Source organism: Pantoea sp. YU22 (assembly GCF_003970755.1).
In the GTDB taxonomy this organism is placed as follows: domain Bacteria; phylum Pseudomonadota; class Gammaproteobacteria; order Enterobacterales; family Enterobacteriaceae; genus Pantoea; species Pantoea piersonii.
The window spans coordinates 141,039-160,829 of record NZ_RYDU01000005.1 but is presented as its reverse complement, the minus strand read 5'-3'; the positions used below and the strand labels follow the sequence as shown (position 1 = coordinate 160,829).

The window sequence follows — 19,791 nt, the reverse complement described above, 5'->3', positions numbered from 1 at the left end:
CATGAAACTGCAAGGCTGGAAAAAGCGGTGGCTCTGGCCGCCGCTTGTTTTTGTCGCGCTGTTTCTGGCGCTGCTCGGCATGGATCGGCTGTTTCCTCTGCCGCTGCGGCAGGTACAGCCGGCGCGCGTGGTAGTGGCGGAAGATGGGACGCCGCTCTGGCGCTTTGCCGATAAACAGGGCGTCTGGCGCTATCCGGTCACGCTGGATGAGGTTGCGCCCGCCTATCTTGACGCACTGCTCAACTATGAGGATCGCTGGTTCTGGCGTCACCCCGGTGTCAACCCGATCGCCATCCTGCGGGCGGCAGGGCAGAACCTGCGCGCCGGCGCCGTTGTCTCCGGAGGCAGCACCCTGACCATGCAGGTGGCGCGTCTGATCGATCCCCAGCCGCGTACGCTGTCTGGCAAAATGGTGCAGGCGTGGCGGGCGTTACAGCTGGAGTGGCATCTGTCGAAGCGCGAGATCCTTACCCTCTATCTCAATCGCGCGCCCTTTGGCGGCACGGTCGAAGGGGTGGGCGCGGCAAGCTGGATCTGGCTCGGCAAGCCGCCTTCACAGCTGACTAAGGGCGAAGCCGCGCTGCTGGCGGTGCTGCCACAGGCGCCTGGCCGCTTACGTCCGGATCGCTGGCCGCAGCGCGCCGAGGCGGCGCGCAATAAGGTGCTGAAGCGGCTGGCGGAGAATCATGTCTGGCCGCAGCAGGAAGTCGATGAAATCCGTCAGGAGCCGGTCTGGCTGCCGCCGCGTCAGATGCCGCAGAGCGCGCCGCTGCTGGCGCGTCGTCTGCTGTCGCTCTCCAGGCGCGATAAGATCGTCTCGACGCTGGATAGCTCGCTGCAGCGCGAGCTGGAAACTCTGGCTCTCTCCCTTAAGCCGCAGCTGCCGCCGCGTACCTCGCTGGCGATTCTGGTGGTCGATCACACCGATATGAAGGTGCGCGGCTACGTCGGCTCGGTGGATTTTCGTGACGAGAGGCGTTTCGGCCATGTCGATATGATCGCCAGCGTGCGCTCGCCGGGATCGGTGCTGAAACCTTTTATTTATGGCATGGCGCTGGATGACGGCCTGATCCACGGTGAATCACTGCTGCAGGACGTGCCGCGCCGCTTTGGCGATTACCGGCCCGGCAATTTCGACAGTGGTTTTCACGGCCCGGTGAGCGCGAGCGAAGCGCTGAAGCGATCGCTTAATCTTCCCGCCGTACAGCTGCTTGACGCGCTCGGGCCGAAAAGCGTGACGGCGCGGCTGCGCAACGCTGGCCTGAACCTGCGGTTTCCGGCGGGCGCGGAGCCTAACCTGTCGCTGGCGTTAGGCGGAACCGGCACCCGAATGGATGAGCTGGTGGCGGCCTACAGCGCCTTTGCGCGCCAGGGCAACGCTGCCCAGCTGCGCTTGCTGGCGGATCAGCCGCTGCAGCAGCGTCGTCTGCTGTCGCCGGGCGCGGCCTGGATCGTGCGGCGCATACTGGCGGGCGACGCGCAACCTTCCGCCAGCGGCGCGGTGAGCGACATTGTACCGCTGGCGTGGAAAACCGGCACCAGCTACGGCTATCGCGATGCCTGGACCATCGGCGTCACGCCGCGCTATCTCATCGGCGTCTGGGTTGGCAGACCGGACGCCACGCCGGTCGCCGGTCAGTTCGGTTTCGCATCGGCGGTGCCGGTTATGCATCAGGTGGCGAATCTGCTGGCTGGCCATATGCCCGTCGGCGGCACGCCGCGCGATCCGCGTCCCGCGACGGTCAGCGCGCAGAGCATCTGCTGGCCGGGCGGTCAGCCACTGCCCGCCGGGGATGATAGCTGTCGTCAGCGCCGTCAAAGCTGGGTGCTGAACCAGACCCTGCCGCCGACACTGCTGGCGCCAGGGCAGGAAGGGGTTAACGGCCTGCGGCTGCGCTACTGGCAAAATCCGCAGGGAAGACGCGTGGCGGCGGACTGCCCCGATGCCCAGAGTCGCGAACGGCTGCTGTGGCCGCTGCCGCTTGAGCCCTGGCTGCCAAAAAGCGAACAGCGCGCGCAGCGTTTGCCGCCGGTTGACGAAGCCTGCCCGCCGCTGCATCAGGGCAATGCGGCGCCGATGGTGATTACCGGCGTCATCAATGGACAGCATGTGCAGCCGCTGCCTGGCAAAGCGGTGCTGATATTGCCGGTAGCGGTGCAGGGCGGGCAGGGCGAGCGCCGCTGGTGGTTTTTAAACGGCGAGCCGGTAGAGCAGGGCGTAGAGAAGGATCGCGCGCAGCTGGCGTTGCGCGACGCCGGCGCCTGTCAGCTGGTGGTGATGGATGAGGCGGGGCAGCTCACTACCGTCTCCTTTACCCGCGACTGAAAATGACGCAATGCACATTATTTGCCTGCCTGCATCGACAATTATCAATAATTTTCAATAAATCATACGATAGCTAATAGGCAACGCCCGTTGATCTCCCTATAATCGGCGCGTTTTCTTACCGGGAGTGGGTTCCCGGTTTCTTCAGGATGCTAAAGACAGAGGTCAACATGGCAATCGAACGTACCTTCTCCATCATTAAACCAAACGCCGTTGCTAAAAACGTAATTGGCGCCATCTACAACCGTTTTGAGAGCGCAGGCTTCAAAATCGTTGGCGCTAAAATGCTGCAGCTGAGCAAAGAGCAGGCTGAAGGTTTCTACGCTGAGCACCAGGGCAAACCGTTCTTCGACGGTCTGGTTGAGTTCATGACTTCTGGTCCGGTTGTGGTGTCTGTGCTGGAAGGCGAAAACGCCGTTCAGCGTCACCGCGATCTGATGGGCGCGACCAACCCGGCTAACGCGCTGGCTGGCACGCTGCGCGCTGACTACGCTGACAGCTTCACCGAGAACGCGACCCACGGTTCTGACTCCGCTGAGTCTGCCGCGCGTGAAATCGCCTACTTCTTTGGCGAAAACGAGATCTGCCCGCGCACGCGTTAATCGCGTCGAGGCCAGCCGGACCGCGCGCTTTACAAATTTATCGCTAACGCGCGCCGTCTACCCTGGCATCACACCGCAGATGTTGTACAATATCGCGCCCTTGTTGAGCTTGTCTCAGCAAGGGCGTCTTTTTTTTCTATCCTTAACCAGAGCCATAACGTGTAATAACGAGGCCAGAGAACATTATGTCCGAACAGATTGTGACGCCGTCGTCCGCTTCCCCCGTTGCCGTTGCCCCCAAAAGCGAAAAAATTAACCTGCTCGATCTCAATCGCCAGCAGATGCGCGAGCTTTTTCTCTCTATGGGCGAAAAGCCGTTCCGCGCCGATCAGGTGATGAAGTGGATGTACCACTACTGCTGCGATGATTTCGAGCAGATGACCGACATCAATAAGGTGCTGCGCGGGAAGCTGAGCCAGATTGCGGAAATCCGCGCGCCGGAAGTGGCGGAAGAGATGCGCTCCAGCGACGGCACCATCAAATGGGCGATCCGCGTCGGCGATCAGCTGGTGGAAACCGTTTATATCCCGGAAGACGATCGCGCCACGCTCTGCGTCTCTTCGCAGGTTGGCTGCGCGCTGGAGTGTAAATTCTGCTCAACGGCGCAGCAGGGCTTTAACCGCAACCTGCGCGTTTCGGAGATTATCGGCCAGGTATGGCGCGCGGCGAAAATTATCGGCGCCGCGAAGGTCACCGGTCAGCGTCCCATCACCAACGTGGTGATGATGGGCATGGGCGAGCCGCTGCTCAACCTCAACAATGTCGTACCGGCGATGGAAATCATGCTGGACGATTTCGGTTTCGGCCTTTCCAAGCGTCGCGTCACGCTCTCCACCTCAGGCGTAGTGCCAGCACTGGACAAGCTCGGCGATATGATCGACGTCGCGCTGGCGATTTCGCTGCACGCGCCGAACGATAAACTGCGCGACGATATCGTGCCAATTAACAAAAAGTACAATATCGAGATGTTCCTCGGCGCAGTGAAGCGCTATCTGGCGAAGTCGAACGCCAATCAGGGACGCGTCACTATCGAATATGTGATGCTGGACCATGTGAACGACAGCACCGACGATGCGCATGAGCTGGCGGCGCTGTTAAAAGATACGCCGAGCAAAATCAACCTGATCCCATGGAACCCCTTCCCGGGCGCGCCTTACGGCCGTAGCTCCAACAGCCGGGTTGACCGCTTCGCTAAGGTCTTGATGGAATATGGATTTACGACTATCGTGCGTAAAACGCGCGGCGACGATATCGATGCAGCCTGTGGTCAGCTGGCGGGCGACGTTATTGACCGCACCAAGCGTACGATGCGTAAGAAAATGGCGGGCGAACCCATATCTGTGAAGGCGCTCTGAAACAGGGAACATCGCAGTTTTCCCTGGTCGTGACGCGTGGCAGGCTGCTGCCACGCAATTAACGTCGCGAACAGGAGAATGAAGATGGGTAAGGGATTACCAGCCAGCCTGCTGGCCCTGATTGTTGTAACCGGGTGTGTCAGTCGTAGCCCTTATTCGGGCGCGGCGGAGACCCGCCTGGCGCTGGGTATGCACTACCTGGCGGCGGACGATTTCGTCGCCGCGCGCCGCAACTTTCAGCGGGCACAGGCCGCCGCGCCGCGCGACTACCGAATGGCCCTGGCGCTGGCGCGTCTGGCGGAAAAACAGGGCCGCCGCGATGAGGCGGCGCGCGACTATCAACAGGCGCAGCGGCTGGCGCCGACAAATGGCTACGTCGCTAACAATTACGGTGCGTTTCTCTGCGCTTTAGGGCAGTATGACGAAGCGCATCAACAGTTTAAGCGGGCGATGAGCGCGTCGGAGAGCGAAGCGCGCATCGATGCGTGGGAGCTGTCGGGATATTGTTATCTTCAGGCGGAAGATATGCTGGCCGCGCAAGCGGCGCTGAGTCGGGCGCTTGGGGCGAACCGCGCGAAAGGCGACGCATTACTGGATGAGGCGGAAAAACAACGCCCCCTCTATCCGGCGCGTGCTCTACTGTTAATGGAGCTTTATCAGCAATATCTGCCTGCTACGGCGCGCAGCTTAGAGTTACAGATACGTTTCGCCGCGCAACAGGGAAACGCTGCTGACGTTACACGTTATGGCGACCGGTTGGCGCGAAGTTTTCCACAATCGATACAGTACCAGCGTTATTTAGCTAATGAATACTGAAGCCACTCAAGACAACTCTGCAGTACATTCCACAGGCGAACGCCTGCGTCTGGCCCGTGAGAAAATGGGGCTGACTCAGCAAAACGTGGCTGAACGCCTGTGCCTGAAACTTACGACCGTACGCGATATCGAAGAGGACAAATCGCCTGCCGATCTGGCGTCGACCTTTTTGCGTGGATACATTCGCTCTTATGCGCGTCTGGTGCACATTCCTGAAGAGGAACTGTTGCCGATGATGGCGAAGCAGACGCCGGTGCGTGCCGCCAAAATCGAACCGATGCAGAACTTCTCGCTGGGCAAACGCCGCAAAAAACGCGACGGCTGGCTGATGATTTTCACCTGGCTGGTGTTATTTGTGGTGATCGGCCTGACCGGCGCGTGGTGGTGGCAAAACCATAAAGCTTCGCAGGACGATCTGGTCTCTATGGCCGATCAAAACGGCAGCAGCGGCGACAATAGCCAGTCGATTCCGCTCGACGGCGGCAGCAATGACGCCAGCAATGAGACGGCTGCGCCTGCCGCGCCGGACGAAACTAACAGCGCGGACGCCAGCGCGGCGGCGCCTGCCGCCAGCCAGCCCTCCAGCACCGCGCCTGCACAGCCAGCCGCCAACAGCGCCGCGCCAGCCGCAACGTCGGCGAACAGCGCCGTCGTGTCGCCGAGCCAGGCGCCGGTCGGTAACGCAGCCAGCCCGTCAGCTACCGCTGGCCAGCTGCCGACCAGCGGCGCAGCCGTTGGCGAAGCGGCCGCCGATCCTAATACCGTCGTAATGAACTTCAATGCCGACTGCTGGCTCGAAGTCTCCGACGCCACCGGTAAAAAACTGTTCAGCGGAATGCAACGTAGCGGTGGTAAACTCAGCCTTTCCGGTACTGCGCCTTATCGCCTGAAAATCGGCGCGCCGTCTGCGGTGCAGGTGCAATATCAGAACCAGCCGGTTGATTTAAGTCGTTTTATCCGTAATAACCAGGTTGCTCGCCTGACGTTGGGTGCGCAATAACGCTGCATCGCGCCCCGGGCAATTGTGGAGAAAGAATATGCATAACGAAGCACCCATCATCCGTCGTAAATCGACCCGGATTTATGTCGGCAAGGTGCCTGTCGGCGATGGCGCGCCTATCGCCGTTCAGTCGATGACCAATACCCGTACAACCGATGTAGAAGCCACGGTCAATCAGATTAAAGCGCTTGAGCGCGTCGGCGTAGATATCGTCCGCGTCTCTGTGCCGACCATGGATGCCGCCGAAGCCTTTAAGCTGATCAAGCAGCGCGTAAACGTACCGCTGGTGGCGGATATCCACTTTGACTATCGCATCGCGCTGAAAGTCGCCGAATATGGCGTCGACTGCCTGCGTATCAACCCAGGCAATATCGGCAACAACGAACGTATCCGCCAGGTGGTGGATTGCGCGCGCGACCACAATATTCCGATCCGTATCGGCGTGAACGCCGGTTCGCTGGAAAAAGATCTGCAGGAAAAATATGGCGAACCGACGCCGCAGGCGCTGCTGGAATCAGCGATGCGCCACGTCGATCATCTCGATCGCCTTAACTTCGATCAGTTCAAAGTCAGCGTAAAGGCTTCGGACGTTTTTCTCGCCGTTGAGTCCTATCGCCTGCTGGCGAAACAGATCGATCAGCCGCTGCACCTCGGCATTACCGAAGCGGGCGGCGCGCGTGCGGGCGCGGTGAAATCAGCTATCGGGCTGGGGCTGCTGCTCTCTGAAGGGATTGGCGATACGCTGCGTATTTCGCTGGCGGCCGATCCGGTAGAAGAAGTGAAAGTCGGCTTCGACATTCTGAAGTCGCTGCGCATCCGCGCGCGCGGCATAAACTTTATCGCCTGCCCGACCTGTTCGCGTCAGGAGTTTGACGTTATCGGCACGGTGAACGCGCTTGAACAGCGGCTGGAAGATATCATCACGCCGATGGACGTCTCAATTATCGGCTGTGTGGTTAACGGTCCCGGCGAAGCCACGGTGTCGACGCTGGGCGTGACCGGCGGCAACAAGAAAAGCGGCTTCTACGAAGATGGCGTGCGTCAGCGCGATCGTCTCGACAACGACGATATGATCGATCAGCTTGAAGCGCGTATTCGCGCCAAAGCGACTATGCTGGACGAGAATCGCCGCATCAACGTACAGCAGCTGGAAAACTAAGCGTCGGCGCGCGCAGCGCGACTTTGTTTAATGAACCTGTGCGGTTTCATCCTCATAAGGTATGATGCCGGACAGGTTTTTTTGTATTAAGAGATTTTAACGTGGCGAAGAATATTCAAGCTATCCGCGGCATGAACGACTACCTGCCAGCGGATACGGCTATCTGGCAGTGCATTGAAGGCACGCTCAAGCAGGTGCTGGCCAGCTACGGCTACAGCGAAATACGCATGCCGATCGTAGAGCAGACTCCGCTGTTTAAACGCGCCATCGGCGAAGTCACCGACGTGGTCGAGAAAGAGATGTACACCTTTGACGACCGCAACGGCGAAAGCCTGACGCTGCGTCCCGAAGGGACCGCGGGCTGCGTGCGCGCCGGTATCGAACATGGCCTGCTCTACAATCAGGAGCAGCGTCTGTGGTATATGGGTCCGATGTTCCGCTATGAGCGTCCGCAGAAGGGCCGCTATCGCCAGTTTCATCAGATGGGCGCCGAGGTGTTCGGCCTGCAGGGCCCGGACGTGGACGCCGAGCTGATTATGCTGACCGCACGCTGGTGGAAAGCGCTGGGCATCGCTGACCATGTGCGCCTGGAGCTTAACTCCATCGGTTCGCTGGAGGCGCGCGCCAACTATCGCGAAGCGCTGGTGGCGTTCCTTGAGCAGCACAAAGAGACGCTGGACGAAGACAGCAAGCGCCGTATGTACACCAACCCACTGCGCGTGCTGGACAGCAAAAATCCAGAGGTGCAGACGCTGCTTAACGACGCGCCGCAGCTGATGGATCACCTCGACGATGAATCACGCGAGCATTTTCAGGGGCTGTGTGCCTTGCTGGACGATGCGGGCATCGCCTATCGCGTCAATCAGCGCCTGGTTCGCGGCCTCGACTACTACAACCGCACCGTTTTCGAATGGGTGACCGAGAGCCTCGGCGCGCAGGGCACTGTGTGCGGCGGCGGTCGTTATGACGGGCTGGTCGAGCAACTGGGCGGCCGCGCCACGCCGGCGGTGGGTTTCGCCATGGGCATGGAGCGTCTGGTGCTGCTGGTTCAGGCGGTGAATCCTGAATTTGAACCGACGCGCGTTGTTGATGTCTATGTTATCGCTTCGGGCCAGGGCGTTCAGTCCGCTGCTATGCAGCTGGCGGAAAAACTGCGCGACGAAGCGCCGGAACTGAAGCTGATGACCAACTTTGGCGGCGGCAACTTCAAGAAACAGTTTGCCCGCGCCGACAAGTGGGGCGCTCGCGTCGCGCTGGTGGTAGGCGAAGATGAAGTGAAAGCCGGTCAGGTCGTTATCAAAGATCTGCGCAGCGGCGATCAGCAAACGCTGGCGCAGACAGAGGCTGCTGCTGCATTGCGCACGCTGTTACAGTAAGCGTGGCACGGCGCCAACCAGAGAAAGGAGAGGGATCGCGTGGAAGTTTATAGCAATGAAAATGAGCAGGTTGACGCGTTACGTCGCTTTTTTGCTAATAACGGCAAGGCGCTGGCGGTCGGCGTGATTATCGGCATTGCCGCGCTGGGCGGCTGGCGCTACTGGGCCAGTCATGAAGAGGGCTCCTCAAAAGCGCTTTCCGCACAGTATCAGCAAGTGACCACTGCCATGAAAGCCGATCAGCCAGCGACGCTGGATGCGGTAGCGAAATTCGTCAGCGAAAACAGCAATACCTACGGTGCGCTGGCGGCGATGGACGTGGCGAAACAGTATGTTGACGCCAACCAGCTGGACAAGGCTTCTTCCCTGCTGGAAAACGGTCTGAAGAACACCAAGGATGCCAATCTGCAGGCGGTGATTAACCTGCGGCTGGCGCGCATTCAACTGCAACAGAATCAGGCGGATGCCGCCCTTAAAACCCTCGACGCTGTCAAGGGCGATGGCTGGACAGCCATTGTGGCGGATATTCGCGGCGAAGCGCTGCTGAGCAAAGGCGATAAGCAGGGCGCGCGCGATGCGTGGAGCAAAGGCGTTGAGTCAGACGCTTCTCCGGCGCTGAAGCAAATGATGCAGATGAAGATGAATAACTTAAGCTAAGCCAGTCAAGAGAGAGCGCATGGAATTACGTAAATACCTGCTGCCAGGACTGATTTCAGTCACTTTGCTCAGCGGTTGTTCGCTGTTCAGCGGCGAAGAAGATGTAGTGAAAATGGCCCCGCTGCCAAAGGTGGAAAACCAGTTTACTCCCCAGGAAGTGTGGAGCACGTCGGTTGGTGACGGCGTTGGCGATTTCTACTCTAACCTGCATCCGGCATGGCAGGACAATACCGTATTTGCGGCTGATCGTTTCGGCGTGGTAAAAGCGCTGGATGCGTCCAACGGCAAAGAAAAATGGAAAGTCGATCTCTCTGAGAAAACCGGCTTTTTCTCGAAAAATATCTCAGCACTGCTCTCCGGCGGCGTGACCGCTGCAGGCGATCATCTCTACATCGGTAGTGAGCGCGGTCAGCTGTTCGCCCTGAACAGCAGCGACGGCAGTCTCGCCTGGCAGACCAAAGTCGCTGGCGAAGCGCTGTCGCGCCCGGTAGTGAGTGACGGTCTGGTGCTGGTGCATACCAGCAACGGTATGCTGCAGGGACTGGATCAGAGCAGCGGCGTAGTGAAGTGGAGCGTTAACCTCGACATGCCTGCGCTGTCGCTGCGCGGCGAGTCTGCGCCAGCGACCGCCTTCGGCGGCGCGATTGTCGGCGGCGATAACGGCCGCGTCAGCGCAGTGATCATGAATCAGGGCCAGTTAATCTGGCAGCAGCGTATCTCCCAGCCGAGCGGCGCGACCGAAATCGATCGCCTGAACGACGTCGATACGACGCCGGTAATCGTCAACGGTGTCGTCTATGCGCTGGCGTACAACGGCAACCTCACCGCGCTCGATCTGCGTTCCGGCCAGATCCTGTGGAAGCGTGAAATCGGCGGCGTCAAAGATCTGATTGTCGATGCCGGCCGCATCTATCTGGTGGATCAGGATGACCGCGTTATCGCGCTGAATGCTGATGGCGGCGTCGCCATCTGGCGTCAGAGCGATCTGCTGCACCGCAACCTGACGGCGCCGGTGCTGTTTAACGGCTACCTGGTCGTGGGCGACAGCGAAGGCTATCTGCACTGGCTTAATACCGCTGACGGCCGTTTCGTGGCGCAGCAGAAAGTGGACAGCGATGGCTTCCAGACCGAGCCGGTCGTCGCCAGCGATAAGCTGATCATTCAGGCTAAAGGCGGCGAGGTTTACGCGATTACGCGTTAATCCGCTACCGGAATTTGCCTTCCGTCTAACGGCTCCTGACGCGTCAGGAGCCGTTTCGTTTTTAGTCAGGCATGATATTCTTAGCGCCTTCAGCCTGAACCTGGCGGTTAAAACCGTTATAATCACGCCATTCGGGCGATTAATTTTTTTATTGAGGCATTGTTATGATACCTGTGGTCGCGCTGGTTGGGCGTCCCAATGTGGGGAAATCCACGCTGTTTAACCGCTTAACGCGCACTCGTGATGCGCTGGTGGCGGATTTTCCTGGACTGACTCGCGATCGCAAATATGGTCGCGCCGAAGTGGAAGGGCGCGAATTTATTGTTATTGATACCGGCGGTATCGACGGCTCTGAAGAGGGCGTCGAAACGCGTATGGCTGAGCAGTCGCTGCTGGCGATTGAAGAGGCCGATGTCGTGCTGTTTATGGTGGATGCGCGCGCGGGCCTGATGCCGGCGGACAAGCAGATCGCTAACCATATCCGTTCGCGTAAAAAGCCGACGTTCCTGGTGGCGAACAAAACCGACGGCCTCGATCCCGACTCAGCGGTTGCCGATTTTTACTCGCTGGGGCTGGGTGATATCTACGCTATTGCCGCATCGCACGGTCGTGGCGTCACCAGCCTGCTGGAAACCGTCTTGCTGCCGTGGATGGATGAAGTCGATCCGCGCGAAGTAACGGAAGAGGACGAGAACGAAGCCTACTGGGCGGCGCTCGCGGCGGAAGAGAACGGCGAAACGCTGGAAGAAGAGGAAGAAGAGGCGTTTGACCCGACCGGTCTGCCGATCAAGCTTGCTATCGTCGGCCGTCCCAACGTCGGCAAGTCCACGCTGACTAACCGTATCCTCGGCGAGGATCGCGTGGTGGTGTACGACATGCCGGGCACCACGCGCGACAGCATCTATATCCCGATGGAGCGCGACGATCGCGAATATATCCTGATTGATACCGCTGGCGTGCGTAAGCGCGGCAAGATCACCGATACAGTCGAAAAGTTCTCGGTTATTAAAACCCTGCAGGCGATTGAAGACGCTAACGTTGTGTTGCTGGTAATCGACGCGCGTGAAGGTATCTCCGATCAGGATCTGTCGCTGCTTGGCTTCATCCTTAACAGCGGCCGCTCGCTGGTGATCGTGGTGAACAAATGGGACGGCCTGACGCAGGAGATCAAGGACGAGGTCAAAGAGACGCTGGATTATCGTCTCGGCTTTATCGACTTTGCCCGCGTGCACTTTATTTCTGCGCTGCACGGCAGCGGCGTCGGCAACCTGTTCGAATCGGTCACCGAAGCCTATGACTGTTCGACCAAACGCGTTAACACTTCTATGCTGACGCGCATTATGAATATGGCTGCCGAAGACCATCAGCCGCCGCTGGTGCGCGGACGCCGCGTGAAGCTCAAGTATGCGCATGCGGGGGGATATAACCCGCCTATCGTAGTGATCCATGGTAACCAGGTGAAAGACCTGCCGGATTCCTACAAGCGCTATCTGATGAACTACTTCCGTCGTTCGCTCAACGTTATGGGCACGCCGATTCGTATTCAGTTTAAAGAGGGCGACAACCCCTTTGCAGGCAAACGCAACCTGCTGACGCCGACGCAGCAGCGCAAGCGTAAGCGCCTGCTCGCGCATTTGAAGAAAAACAAGCGTTAAACCCAAGGGACCGAAAGGTCCCTTTGTTGTTTTCAGGGGCAGAGAAAAACCTCTGACGCTTTTCTCACTTTTGCAAATGATCCTGGGCGGGTTGTAAGAAGCAATGAAACAGCGCGGCTTGCCCGGGTGTTTGTAGCAAAAATGCTATTGTCGCGTTTACATCCCGTTATAAATGTTCACCTCATAATGTACCAGGTGGTACAATCCTGCCCTGTATTGCGACGAGGGCAGAACATCATTTATGCCTCCTCGCTCACAATGCCTGCAACCTGGACATGGGTCCGTACTATTACGAAATAAAATAAAGCTATATCCGGCGCGTCAGACAACGTCACGCTTAGCGACATTGTTCGGTGCGTTCGCTGCGGCGCGGATGCTTTATTTTTTCAGGAGAGTTTGTGTTATGGCTGAAACAACATCCCGATCCGGCAAAGGATTGGGTATCTGGTCGATCTTGCTGGGGCTGGTGCTGCTGGCAATCGGCCTGTTCTTTGCTATCGGCGGCGGTAAGCTGGTTTCGCTGGGTGGTAGCTGGTATTTCCTGATTGCAGGTATTGTGACTCTGCTGTCAGCGATCCAGTTCTTCCGTCGTAAGTCCTCTGCCGTTGTGCTGTTTATTCTGGTATTCGTCGGCACGCTGATTTGGGCGCTGGCGGACGCGGGCTGGTCGTTCTGGCCGCTGGTATCGCGCCTGATGGTGCCGGCTGGTCTGATGCTGCTGGCGTTTCTTACCTGGCCTGCGCTGCGCAAGCGCGAAGGAAAGTCTTCGCTGGCGAAAATCTCTTATGCGCTCTCAGCGCTAATCGCTGTTGGCATGGTCGGCACGCTGGTGCAGATGTTCCAGCCGCATCCAACCGTGGCGTTCACCGGCAAAGAGCTGCCGCTGATCCCGGTTGATAAAAGCAAACCGCAGCAGGACTGGAATAACTATGGTCGCACTCCAGGCGGCGATCGCTTTGCCGCTGTGGATCAAATCACGCGCGACAATGTAAAAGACCTGCAGGTCGCCTGGACATTCCATACTGGCGATACGCCGATTAGTCCAACCGGCAACGGCGCGGAAGATCAGCAAACGCCACTGCAGATTGGCAACACGATCTATCTCTGTACGCCGCACAATAACGTGATTGCGGTTGAAGCGGACAGCGGCAAGCAGATCTGGAAACGCGAAATCAACGCGCAGGCGGAAGTCTGGCCGCGCTGTCGCGGTCTGGCCTACTTCGACGCCACCAAACCGCTGACCCAGCCGAGCAAACCAGGCTCAACGCCGGTGCCGGCAGCCAACCTGGCGGCGGGCGATACCTGTCAACGCCGTATTCTGATGAACACCATTGATGCGCGTCTGATCGCCATCAACGCCGACAACGGCGAGTTCTGCGAAAACTTCGGTGACCATGGCGTGGTCAGCCTGAAAGAAGGGCTGGGCGAAGCGCAGGATCCGAAATATCAGCTGACTTCAGCGCCGACGCTGGCGGGCACGACGGTAGTGGTCGGCGGCCGCGTTGCGGATAACGTTCAGACCGATATGCCGGGCGGCGTTCTGCGCGGCTTCGATGTTATTACCGGCAAGCAGCGCTGGGCGTTCGACCCAGGCAATGTCGATCCAAACGCCGTGCTGATGCCGGGTCAGAATTACAAACGCAGCACCCCGAACTCCTGGGCACCGATGTCATACGATCCGGCGATGAACACGGTGTTTATCCCGATGGGCAGCTCTTCTGTGGATCTCTGGGGCGCTAACCGTACCGCGCTGGATCATAAATATGGCGCCTCCGTACTGGCGCTGGATGCAACCACCGGTAAAGAGAAGTGGGTTTATCAGACCGTTCATAACGATCTGTGGGACTTCGATCTGCCGATGCAGCCAAGCCTGGTCGATTTCCCGATGAAGGACGGCACCACTAAACCCGCGGTCGTTATCGGCGGGAAAACCGGCATGATCTTCGTGCTGGATCGCGAAACCGGCAAGCCGCTGACCAAAGTCGAAGAGCTGCCGATGCCGCAGGGCCATATCCCGAACGAGCAGTACACCAAAACCCAGCCGCATTCGACCGAGATGCCGCAGATTGGCAACCAGACGCTGACCGAGTCGGACATGTGGGGCGCGACGCCGTTTGACCAGCTGGCGTGCCGCATTGCATTTAAATCAATGCGTTACAATGGGCTGTTCACCGTACCGGACACCGATAAGTCGCTCAGCTTCCCGGGTTCGCTCGGCGGGATGAACTGGGGCAGCATCTCCTTTGACCCGAACAACCAGTACATGTTCGTCAACGATATGCGTCTCGGCCTGTGGGTGCAGATGATCCCGACCGATACCAGCAAAATCGCTCGCGGCAGCAACGGCGGCGAAGCGATCAATACCGGTATGGGCGCGGTTCCGCTGAAAGGCACGCCGTATGCGGTCAACAAAAACCGCTTTATGTCGCCGCTGGGCATCCCATGCCAGGCGCCGCCGTTTGGCACGCTGTCGGCGATCGATATGAAGACGCGTAAAATCGTCTGGCAGGTGCCGGTAGGCACGGTGCAGGATACGGGTCCGTTCGGTATCAAAATGCATGCGCAGATGCCGATCGGCATGCCGACGCTGGGCGGTACGCTGGCGACGCAGGGCGGTCTGGTGTTTATCGCCGGTACGCAGGATTACTATCTGCGCGCCTTTGACAGCTCAACCGGTAAAGAGGTGTGGAAAGCGCGCCTGCCGGTGGGCAGTCAGGGCGGCCCGATTAGCTACGTATCACCGAAAAACGGTAAGCAGTACATCCTGATCTCCGCAGGCGGCGCGCGTCAGTCGCCCGATCGCGGCGACTATGTGATTGCCTATGCGCTGCCATAACGGCTAAGCGTTTTTACTAAAAACCCTGCGCTCCGGCGTGGGGTTTTTTTATTTGGCACACAAGGAATTGTAAGCGTGACGGCAATTGCATAAACGCCTGATAAGCAGCTCGCTAAGTAGTAGCGTGCGGGTTGGGCAGGGGAGAGAAGAGGGTATAATTGCGGTGGCGCTTGAGGTTTCTGCCTTAAGCGATCGGCATGCTGATTGTCAGGCAGCGCGGAAATCGCTGTGTGAAATTCGCTACCGGGACAACCAGCGCGAGGTGGCTGCTTCGATGGCTTACGAATCTGGTAAGTAGCAACCGGAAGGCGGGGAGTGAATCCCCGCCTTAACCGACTGTTGGCTGGACAGGCCTGAAGCGCCTTCATAAGGCCGTCACTTGCGTGACGGCCTTTACTCTTCAGGATCTTCGCCGTCACGCCAGAGCGCCTCCAGCGCCGGCGGCGCGATCTGTTCCGGGATCAGCAATACAATGGTGCCGACTTCACGGTGCGTGGCATAGCTGATTTGTATGCGGAAGTAGCGTTGATCGCTGCGCCCCATCTCCGGCGCTTTATCTTCAGGCTCGCCCAGCGGCAATGCCTGTTCCAGAACCTGACAGACGCGCTGCTTTTGCGGTTGCGGCAGCTGAGCCAGCGCGAAGCGCCGCGCGCCGCGCAGGCCCGGGATAAAGGCCAGCCCGCCTTCGCGTTCGACCTCAATGACCGCATCGTCGGTCAGTTCAGGAAAGGAACTCATAGCACACCAACCTCCTTCCACGCTTGCTCAATCGACTGCGCCACCGAACGGTTAAAGCGACGTTCGCCGTGCTGAATAGTCAGGCGCGCAAAGGTGCTGAAATCGGCATCCTGAGGCAGGGATTTATCGCACACCGTGTCGTACCAGGCCCAGCCCGCCAGCTCCCAGGCATAGCCGCCTAGCGCTTTCGCTGCGAGGTAAAAGGCTCGGTTAGGTATGCCGGAATTAAGGTGAACGCCGCCGTTATCTTCACGCGTCTGCACATAGTGATCCATATGCGCGGGCTGAGGATCCTTACCCAGCATTGGATCGTCATAGGCCGTACCCGGCTCTGCCATCGAGCGCAGCCCACGTCCTTTAATGCCGCTTGCCAGCAGCCCTTCGCCGATAATCCAGTCGGCGCTATCGGCGCTCTGCTTGAGATGGTACTGCTTCACCAGCGAGCCGAATACGTCGGAAAGCGATTCATTCAGCGCACCCGCCTGCTCGAAATAGATCAGCCCGGCTTCGGTTTCGGTTACGCCATGCGTCAGCTCATGCGCGACCACGTCGATAGCGATGGTAAAGCGATTGAATATTTCGCCGTCGCCGTCGCCAAACACCATCTGCTGTCCGTTCCAGAAGGCGTTTTGATACGCCTTGCCATAGTGAACGGTGCCAAGCAGCTTCAGCCCCTGATTGTCGAGCGAATTACGTTGATAGGCCTGCCAGAAAAAATCGTAGGTGACGCCAAGATAATCCCAGGCTTCTCTGGCGGCGATGTCGCCCGTATCTGACTGACCTTCGGTGCGCAGCAGATCGCCTGGCAGGTTTTGAGTGTTTTTCGCATCGTAGATTTCACGCTCAACATGACCGCCCGCCGCCGTCTTTGGCGCAACCGGCTTCTGCCAGTTCTCTGCCATCAGATGCTGAACGTGCAGCAGCGTACGGCGTGCATAATCCTGTTGATGACTGGAACCGTGGGCGACGATGTTACGCAATATATAGGGAGGAATAACGCTGTAGGACATACCCGACTCCTTGGCACAAGTGATGTGTCAAAAAGTATAGTCTTTGCTCAGGAAGTGGTCTTACGGCGTCGTTTTTTTTCTGGCAGCAGGCTGGTCACCTGGCTTTCCACCCAGCCGTCGTCGAGACGCGTGCGCAGCGTATCGCCGCTCTGTAGCTGGGCCGTTTTTTTCACCACCTGACCCGTGATATCGGTGGTGACGCTGAAGCCGCGCGCCAGCGTCGCCAGCGGACTGACGCCTTCCAGCTGCGCGGCAAGCGTCGCAAAGCGTTGCCTGTCGCGGTTGAGCATCTTTTCCATGCCTTGCTGCAGGCGATAGCGCATCTGCTCCAGCTGGCGCTGCGCCTGAAACAGACGCGGCTGCGGCTGATGGGCGGCGAGACGCTGCGCAAGGCGATCCTGCTGGCGCAGCGTCTGACGCAGCTGGTTTTCCATCGCCTCGCTCAGCCGCTGTTGCAGGCGGAACAGGGCGGTCTGCTGTCGTGCCAGGCGAAGCTGAGGATGCTGCTGCTGCAGGCGGTGATCGAGGCGGGAGAAGCGGCGTTGTTGCTGCGCCAGATAATAATCCATGGCCATTTCCAGCCGTTGTTGCTGGGAGAGCAACTGTCGCAGCAGTTCTGTCTGATTTCTGCTCACTATTTCAGCAGCGGCAGAAGGGGTGGGCGCGCGCAGGTCGGCGACAAAATCGGCGATAGTCACGTCGGTTTCATGGCCGACCGCGCTGACGACAGGAATGCGGCTGGCGAAAATGGCGCGTGCCACGCGCTCTTCGTTAAAGCTCCAGAGATCTTCCAGCGAGCCGCCGCCGCGCCCGACAATCAGCACGTCGCATTCCGCACGCTGGTTCGCCAGTTCAATTGCGCGCACGATAGCGGCTGGCGCGTCGGCGCCCTGAACTGGCGTAGGATAGATAACGACCGGCAGTGAAGGATCGCGACGATGCAGCACGCGCAGCACATCATGCAGCGCCGCGCCGGTCGCCGAGGTGATCACGCCGACCTGTTTCGCCGGTTCGGGCAAGGGCTGTTTGTGCTGCTGGTCGAACAGGCCTTCGCTCGCCAGTTTCGCCTTCAGCAATTCGAACTGCTGCTGCAACGCGCCTTCGCCCGCCGGATGCATGCTTTCGATAATCAGCTGGTAGTCGCCGCGCGGCTCATAAAGCGTAATGGTAGCGCGCACCAGAATCTGCTGGCCATGCTGTGGACGAAAGGTGACGCGACGGTTGCTGTTACGGAACATGGCGCAGCGCACCTGTGCGCCGTCATCCTTCAGCGTGAAATACCAGTGGCCCGAAGCGGGCTGGGAAAAATTAGAGATCTCCGCGCTCAGCCACACCGATCCCATCTCCTGTTCCAGGAGCTGACGCACCGTCGTATTCAGGCGGCTGACGGTAAAAACATTGGCAATCGGCGGTAGCGACATGTGATGGAGATCAAATAGTAAATCAGAGGGTTAATTAACCGATACTACATGGCTGATAGAGAGGATCAAGAGTTTTTCTAAAATAATGCTGGAGGCAAACGATTACGGCCTGTATAATGCCGCGGCAATATTTTATCTGTTCTCATTCACCCCAGGTTGAGATATTGCCATGCTAAGAATCGCTAAAGAAGCCCTTACTTTCGACGACGTTCTGCTCGTTCCTGCTCACTCCACCGTTCTGCCTAACACGGCCGATCTCAGCACTCAGCTGACGAAAAATATTCGTCTGAACATCCCGATGCTCTCCGCCGCTATGGACACTGTGACCGAAGCGGGCCTGGCTATTGCGCTGGCGCAGGAAGGCGGTCTGGGCTTTATCCATAAAAATATGTCAATTGAGCGCCAGGCGGAAGAAGTTCGCAAGGTGAAGAAACATGAAAGCGGCGTGGTAACCGAACCGCAAACCGTACTGCCGACCACGACGCTGGCGGAAGTGAAAGCGCTGACCGAGCGCAACGGCTTTGCCGGCTATCCTGTGGTGAACGAAAGCAACGAGCTGGTCGGCATCATCACCGGCCGCGACGTGCGCTTCGTCACCGATCTGACGCAGCCGGTTACCGCAGTGATGACGCCGAAAGCGCGTCTGGTGACGGTAAAAGAGGGTGAGGCGCGTGATGTCGTGCTGCAGAGAATGCACGAAAAACGCGTTGAGAAAGCGCTGGTGGTGGACGACAGCTTCCATCTGCTCGGCATGATCACCGTTAAAGATTTCCAGAAAGCAGAACGTAAACCGAACGCCTGTAAAGATGCGCAGGGACGTCTGCGCGTTGGCGCGGCAGTCGGCGCGGGCGCGGGCAACGAAGAGCGCGTCGATGCGCTGGTCGCTGCTGGCGTCGATGTGCTGCTGATTGACTCGTCGCATGGCCATTCAGAAGGCGTGCTGCAGCGTATCCGCGAAACGCGCGCAAAATACCCCGATTTAGACATTATCGGCGGCAACGTCGCGACCGGCGCAGGCGCACTGGCGCTGGCGAAGGCGGGCGTAAGCGCGGTAAAAGTCGGCATCGGCCCTGGCTCTATCTGTACTACCCGTATCGTGACTGGCGTAGGCGTTCCGCAGATCACTGCCGTTTCTGACGCTGTTGAAGCGCTGGAAGGCACCGGCATTCCGGTTATCGCTGACGGCGGTATCCGCTTCTCTGGCGATATTGCTAAAGCTATCGCTGCCGGCGCGGCAGCCGTTATGGTCGGCTCTATGCTGGCTGGTACCGAAGAGTCCCCTGGCGAGATCGAACTTTATCAGGGCCGCTCTTTCAAATCCTATCGCGGCATGGGTTCGCTGGGCGCGATGTCAAAAGGCTCCTCTGACCGTTACTTCCAGAGCGATAACGCCGCTGATAAACTGGTGCCGGAAGGCATTGAAGGCCGCGTCGCCTATAAAGGCCGCCTGAAAGAGATCGTTCACCAGCAGATGGGCGGCCTGCGCTCCTGTATGGGTCTGACCGGTTGCCAGACCATTGACGACCTGCGCACCAAAGCGGAGTTTGTACGCATCAGCGGCGCGGGCATCAACGAAAGCCACGTGCACGATGTGACCATCACCAAAGAGTCACCGAACTACCGTATGGGATCCTGATCC

General features: G+C 58.8%; 15 protein-coding genes and 1 pseudogene. 13 read left to right on the top strand and 3 right to left on the bottom strand.

Annotated elements, in window-relative coordinates; genetic code table 11:
* Position 1 precedes the first annotated feature (1 nt).
* The 12 genes and pseudogenes from pbpC to EKL29_RS23285 form a co-directional block, all read left to right on the top strand.
* The gene (pbpC, locus tag EKL29_RS10090; protein ID WP_126689545.1) at positions 2-2,326 is read left to right on the top strand and encodes a peptidoglycan glycosyltransferase PbpC; all 2,325 of its coding nucleotides are present in this window, start codon (positions 2-4) and stop codon (positions 2,324-2,326) included.
* Between the two features lie 170 nt (positions 2,327-2,496).
* Complete coding sequence (gene ndk, locus EKL29_RS10085) at positions 2,497-2,928, top strand: nucleoside-diphosphate kinase (protein WP_003848684.1); 432 nt, start codon at positions 2,497-2,499, stop codon at positions 2,926-2,928.
* A 185-nt stretch (positions 2,929-3,113) separates the two neighbouring features.
* The gene (locus EKL29_RS10080) at positions 3,114-4,283 is read left to right on the top strand and encodes a bifunctional tRNA (adenosine(37)-C2)-methyltransferase TrmG/ribosomal RNA large subunit methyltransferase RlmN (protein WP_120457538.1); all 1,170 of its coding nucleotides are present in this window, start codon (positions 3,114-3,116) and stop codon (positions 4,281-4,283) included.
* A 78-nt stretch (positions 4,284-4,361) separates the two neighbouring features.
* A complete protein-coding gene (pilW, locus tag EKL29_RS10075) occupies positions 4,362-5,099 on the top strand; it encodes a type IV pilus biogenesis/stability protein PilW (RefSeq protein ID WP_376749680.1) in 738 nt (245 codons plus the stop codon).
* Positions 5,089-6,099, top strand: coding sequence for a cytoskeleton protein RodZ (gene rodZ, locus EKL29_RS10070; RefSeq protein ID WP_120457542.1), 1,011 nt, complete (start codon positions 5,089-5,091; stop codon positions 6,097-6,099). Before pilW ends, rodZ begins: the two co-directional genes overlap by 11 nt.
* A 37-nt stretch (positions 6,100-6,136) precedes the next feature.
* A complete protein-coding gene (ispG, locus tag EKL29_RS10065) occupies positions 6,137-7,258 on the top strand; it encodes a flavodoxin-dependent (E)-4-hydroxy-3-methylbut-2-enyl-diphosphate synthase (RefSeq protein ID WP_120457544.1) in 1,122 nt (373 codons plus the stop codon).
* 101 nt (positions 7,259-7,359) lie between these two features.
* Positions 7,360-8,634, top strand: a complete 1,275-nt coding sequence (hisS, locus tag EKL29_RS10060) for a histidine--tRNA ligase (RefSeq protein ID WP_126689543.1) — start codon at positions 7,360-7,362, stop codon at positions 8,632-8,634.
* 39 nt (positions 8,635-8,673) lie between these two features.
* Complete coding sequence (locus EKL29_RS10055) at positions 8,674-9,291, top strand: YfgM family protein (protein ID WP_120457548.1); 618 nt, start codon at positions 8,674-8,676, stop codon at positions 9,289-9,291.
* Positions 9,292-9,310: 19 nt separating this feature from the next.
* A complete protein-coding gene (gene bamB / locus EKL29_RS10050) occupies positions 9,311-10,492 on the top strand; it encodes an outer membrane protein assembly factor BamB (RefSeq protein ID WP_120457550.1) in 1,182 nt (393 codons plus the stop codon).
* Between the two features lie 164 nt (positions 10,493-10,656).
* Entirely contained in the window at positions 10,657-12,147 is a 1,491-nt protein-coding gene (der, locus tag EKL29_RS10045) for a ribosome biogenesis GTPase Der (protein ID WP_120457551.1), read from the top strand.
* Between the two features lie 403 nt (positions 12,148-12,550).
* The gene (locus EKL29_RS10040) at positions 12,551-14,983 is read left to right on the top strand and encodes a glucose/quinate/shikimate family membrane-bound PQQ-dependent dehydrogenase (RefSeq protein WP_126689542.1); all 2,433 of its coding nucleotides are present in this window, start codon (positions 12,551-12,553) and stop codon (positions 14,981-14,983) included.
* 217 nt (positions 14,984-15,200) lie between these two features.
* Positions 15,201-15,281 (top strand): annotated as a pseudogene (locus tag EKL29_RS23285) (Hok/Gef family protein); the annotation flags it as partial.
* Positions 15,282-15,376: 95 nt separating this feature from the next.
* Here EKL29_RS23285 and EKL29_RS10030 read toward each other — a convergent pair.
* The 3 genes from EKL29_RS10030 to xseA are packed head-to-tail and all read right to left on the bottom strand — an operon-like array spanning position 15,377 to position 18,152.
* Positions 15,377-15,721 carry a protealysin inhibitor emfourin gene (locus EKL29_RS10030; RefSeq protein ID WP_120457555.1) on the bottom strand — a complete coding sequence of 115 codons (345 nt, stop codon included), beginning with the start codon at positions 15,719-15,721 and terminating at the stop codon, positions 15,377-15,379.
* On the bottom strand, positions 15,718-16,731 hold the full coding sequence (locus tag EKL29_RS10025; protein ID WP_120457557.1) for a M4 family metallopeptidase: 1,014 nt from the start codon (positions 16,729-16,731) through the stop codon (positions 15,718-15,720). Before EKL29_RS10025 ends, EKL29_RS10030 begins: the two co-directional genes overlap by 4 nt.
* A gap of 47 nt (positions 16,732-16,778) precedes the next feature.
* Positions 16,779-18,152, bottom strand: coding sequence for an exodeoxyribonuclease VII large subunit (xseA, locus tag EKL29_RS10020; protein ID WP_126689541.1), 1,374 nt, complete (start codon positions 18,150-18,152; stop codon positions 16,779-16,781).
* A 169-nt stretch (positions 18,153-18,321) separates the two neighbouring features.
* On the opposite strand from xseA, the gene guaB reads away from it, so the two are divergent.
* Complete coding sequence (gene guaB, locus EKL29_RS10015) at positions 18,322-19,788, top strand: IMP dehydrogenase (protein ID WP_120457561.1); 1,467 nt, start codon at positions 18,322-18,324, stop codon at positions 19,786-19,788.
* Positions 19,789-19,791 lie beyond the last annotated feature (3 nt).

Bases quoted from the DNA above. Each gene is read 5' to 3' on its own strand.
- pbpC (WP_126689545.1), top strand. From the start codon at position 2: ATGAAACTGCAAGGCTGGAAAAAGCGGTGGCTCTGGCCGCCGCTTGTT.
- ndk (WP_003848684.1), top strand. From the start codon at position 2,497: ATGGCAATCGAACGTACCTTCTCCATCATTAAACCAAACGCCGTTGCT.
- EKL29_RS10080 (WP_120457538.1), top strand. From the start codon at position 3,114: ATGTCCGAACAGATTGTGACGCCGTCGTCCGCTTCCCCCGTTGCCGTT.
- pilW (WP_376749680.1), top strand. From the start codon at position 4,362: ATGAAGATGGGTAAGGGATTACCAGCCAGCCTGCTGGCCCTGATTGTT.
- rodZ (WP_120457542.1), top strand. From the start codon at position 5,089: ATGAATACTGAAGCCACTCAAGACAACTCTGCAGTACATTCCACAGGC.
- ispG (WP_120457544.1), top strand. From the start codon at position 6,137: ATGCATAACGAAGCACCCATCATCCGTCGTAAATCGACCCGGATTTAT.
- bamB (WP_120457550.1), top strand. From the start codon at position 9,311: ATGGAATTACGTAAATACCTGCTGCCAGGACTGATTTCAGTCACTTTG.
- der (WP_120457551.1), top strand. From the start codon at position 10,657: ATGATACCTGTGGTCGCGCTGGTTGGGCGTCCCAATGTGGGGAAATCC.
- EKL29_RS10040 (WP_126689542.1), top strand. From the start codon at position 12,551: ATGGCTGAAACAACATCCCGATCCGGCAAAGGATTGGGTATCTGGTCG.
- EKL29_RS10030 (WP_120457555.1), bottom strand. From the start codon at position 15,721: ATGAGTTCCTTTCCTGAACTGACCGACGATGCGGTCATTGAGGTCGAA.
- EKL29_RS10025 (WP_120457557.1), bottom strand. From the start codon at position 16,731: ATGTCCTACAGCGTTATTCCTCCCTATATATTGCGTAACATCGTCGCC.
- xseA (WP_126689541.1), bottom strand. From the start codon at position 18,152: ATGTCGCTACCGCCGATTGCCAATGTTTTTACCGTCAGCCGCCTGAAT.
- guaB (WP_120457561.1), top strand. From the start codon at position 18,322: ATGCTAAGAATCGCTAAAGAAGCCCTTACTTTCGACGACGTTCTGCTC.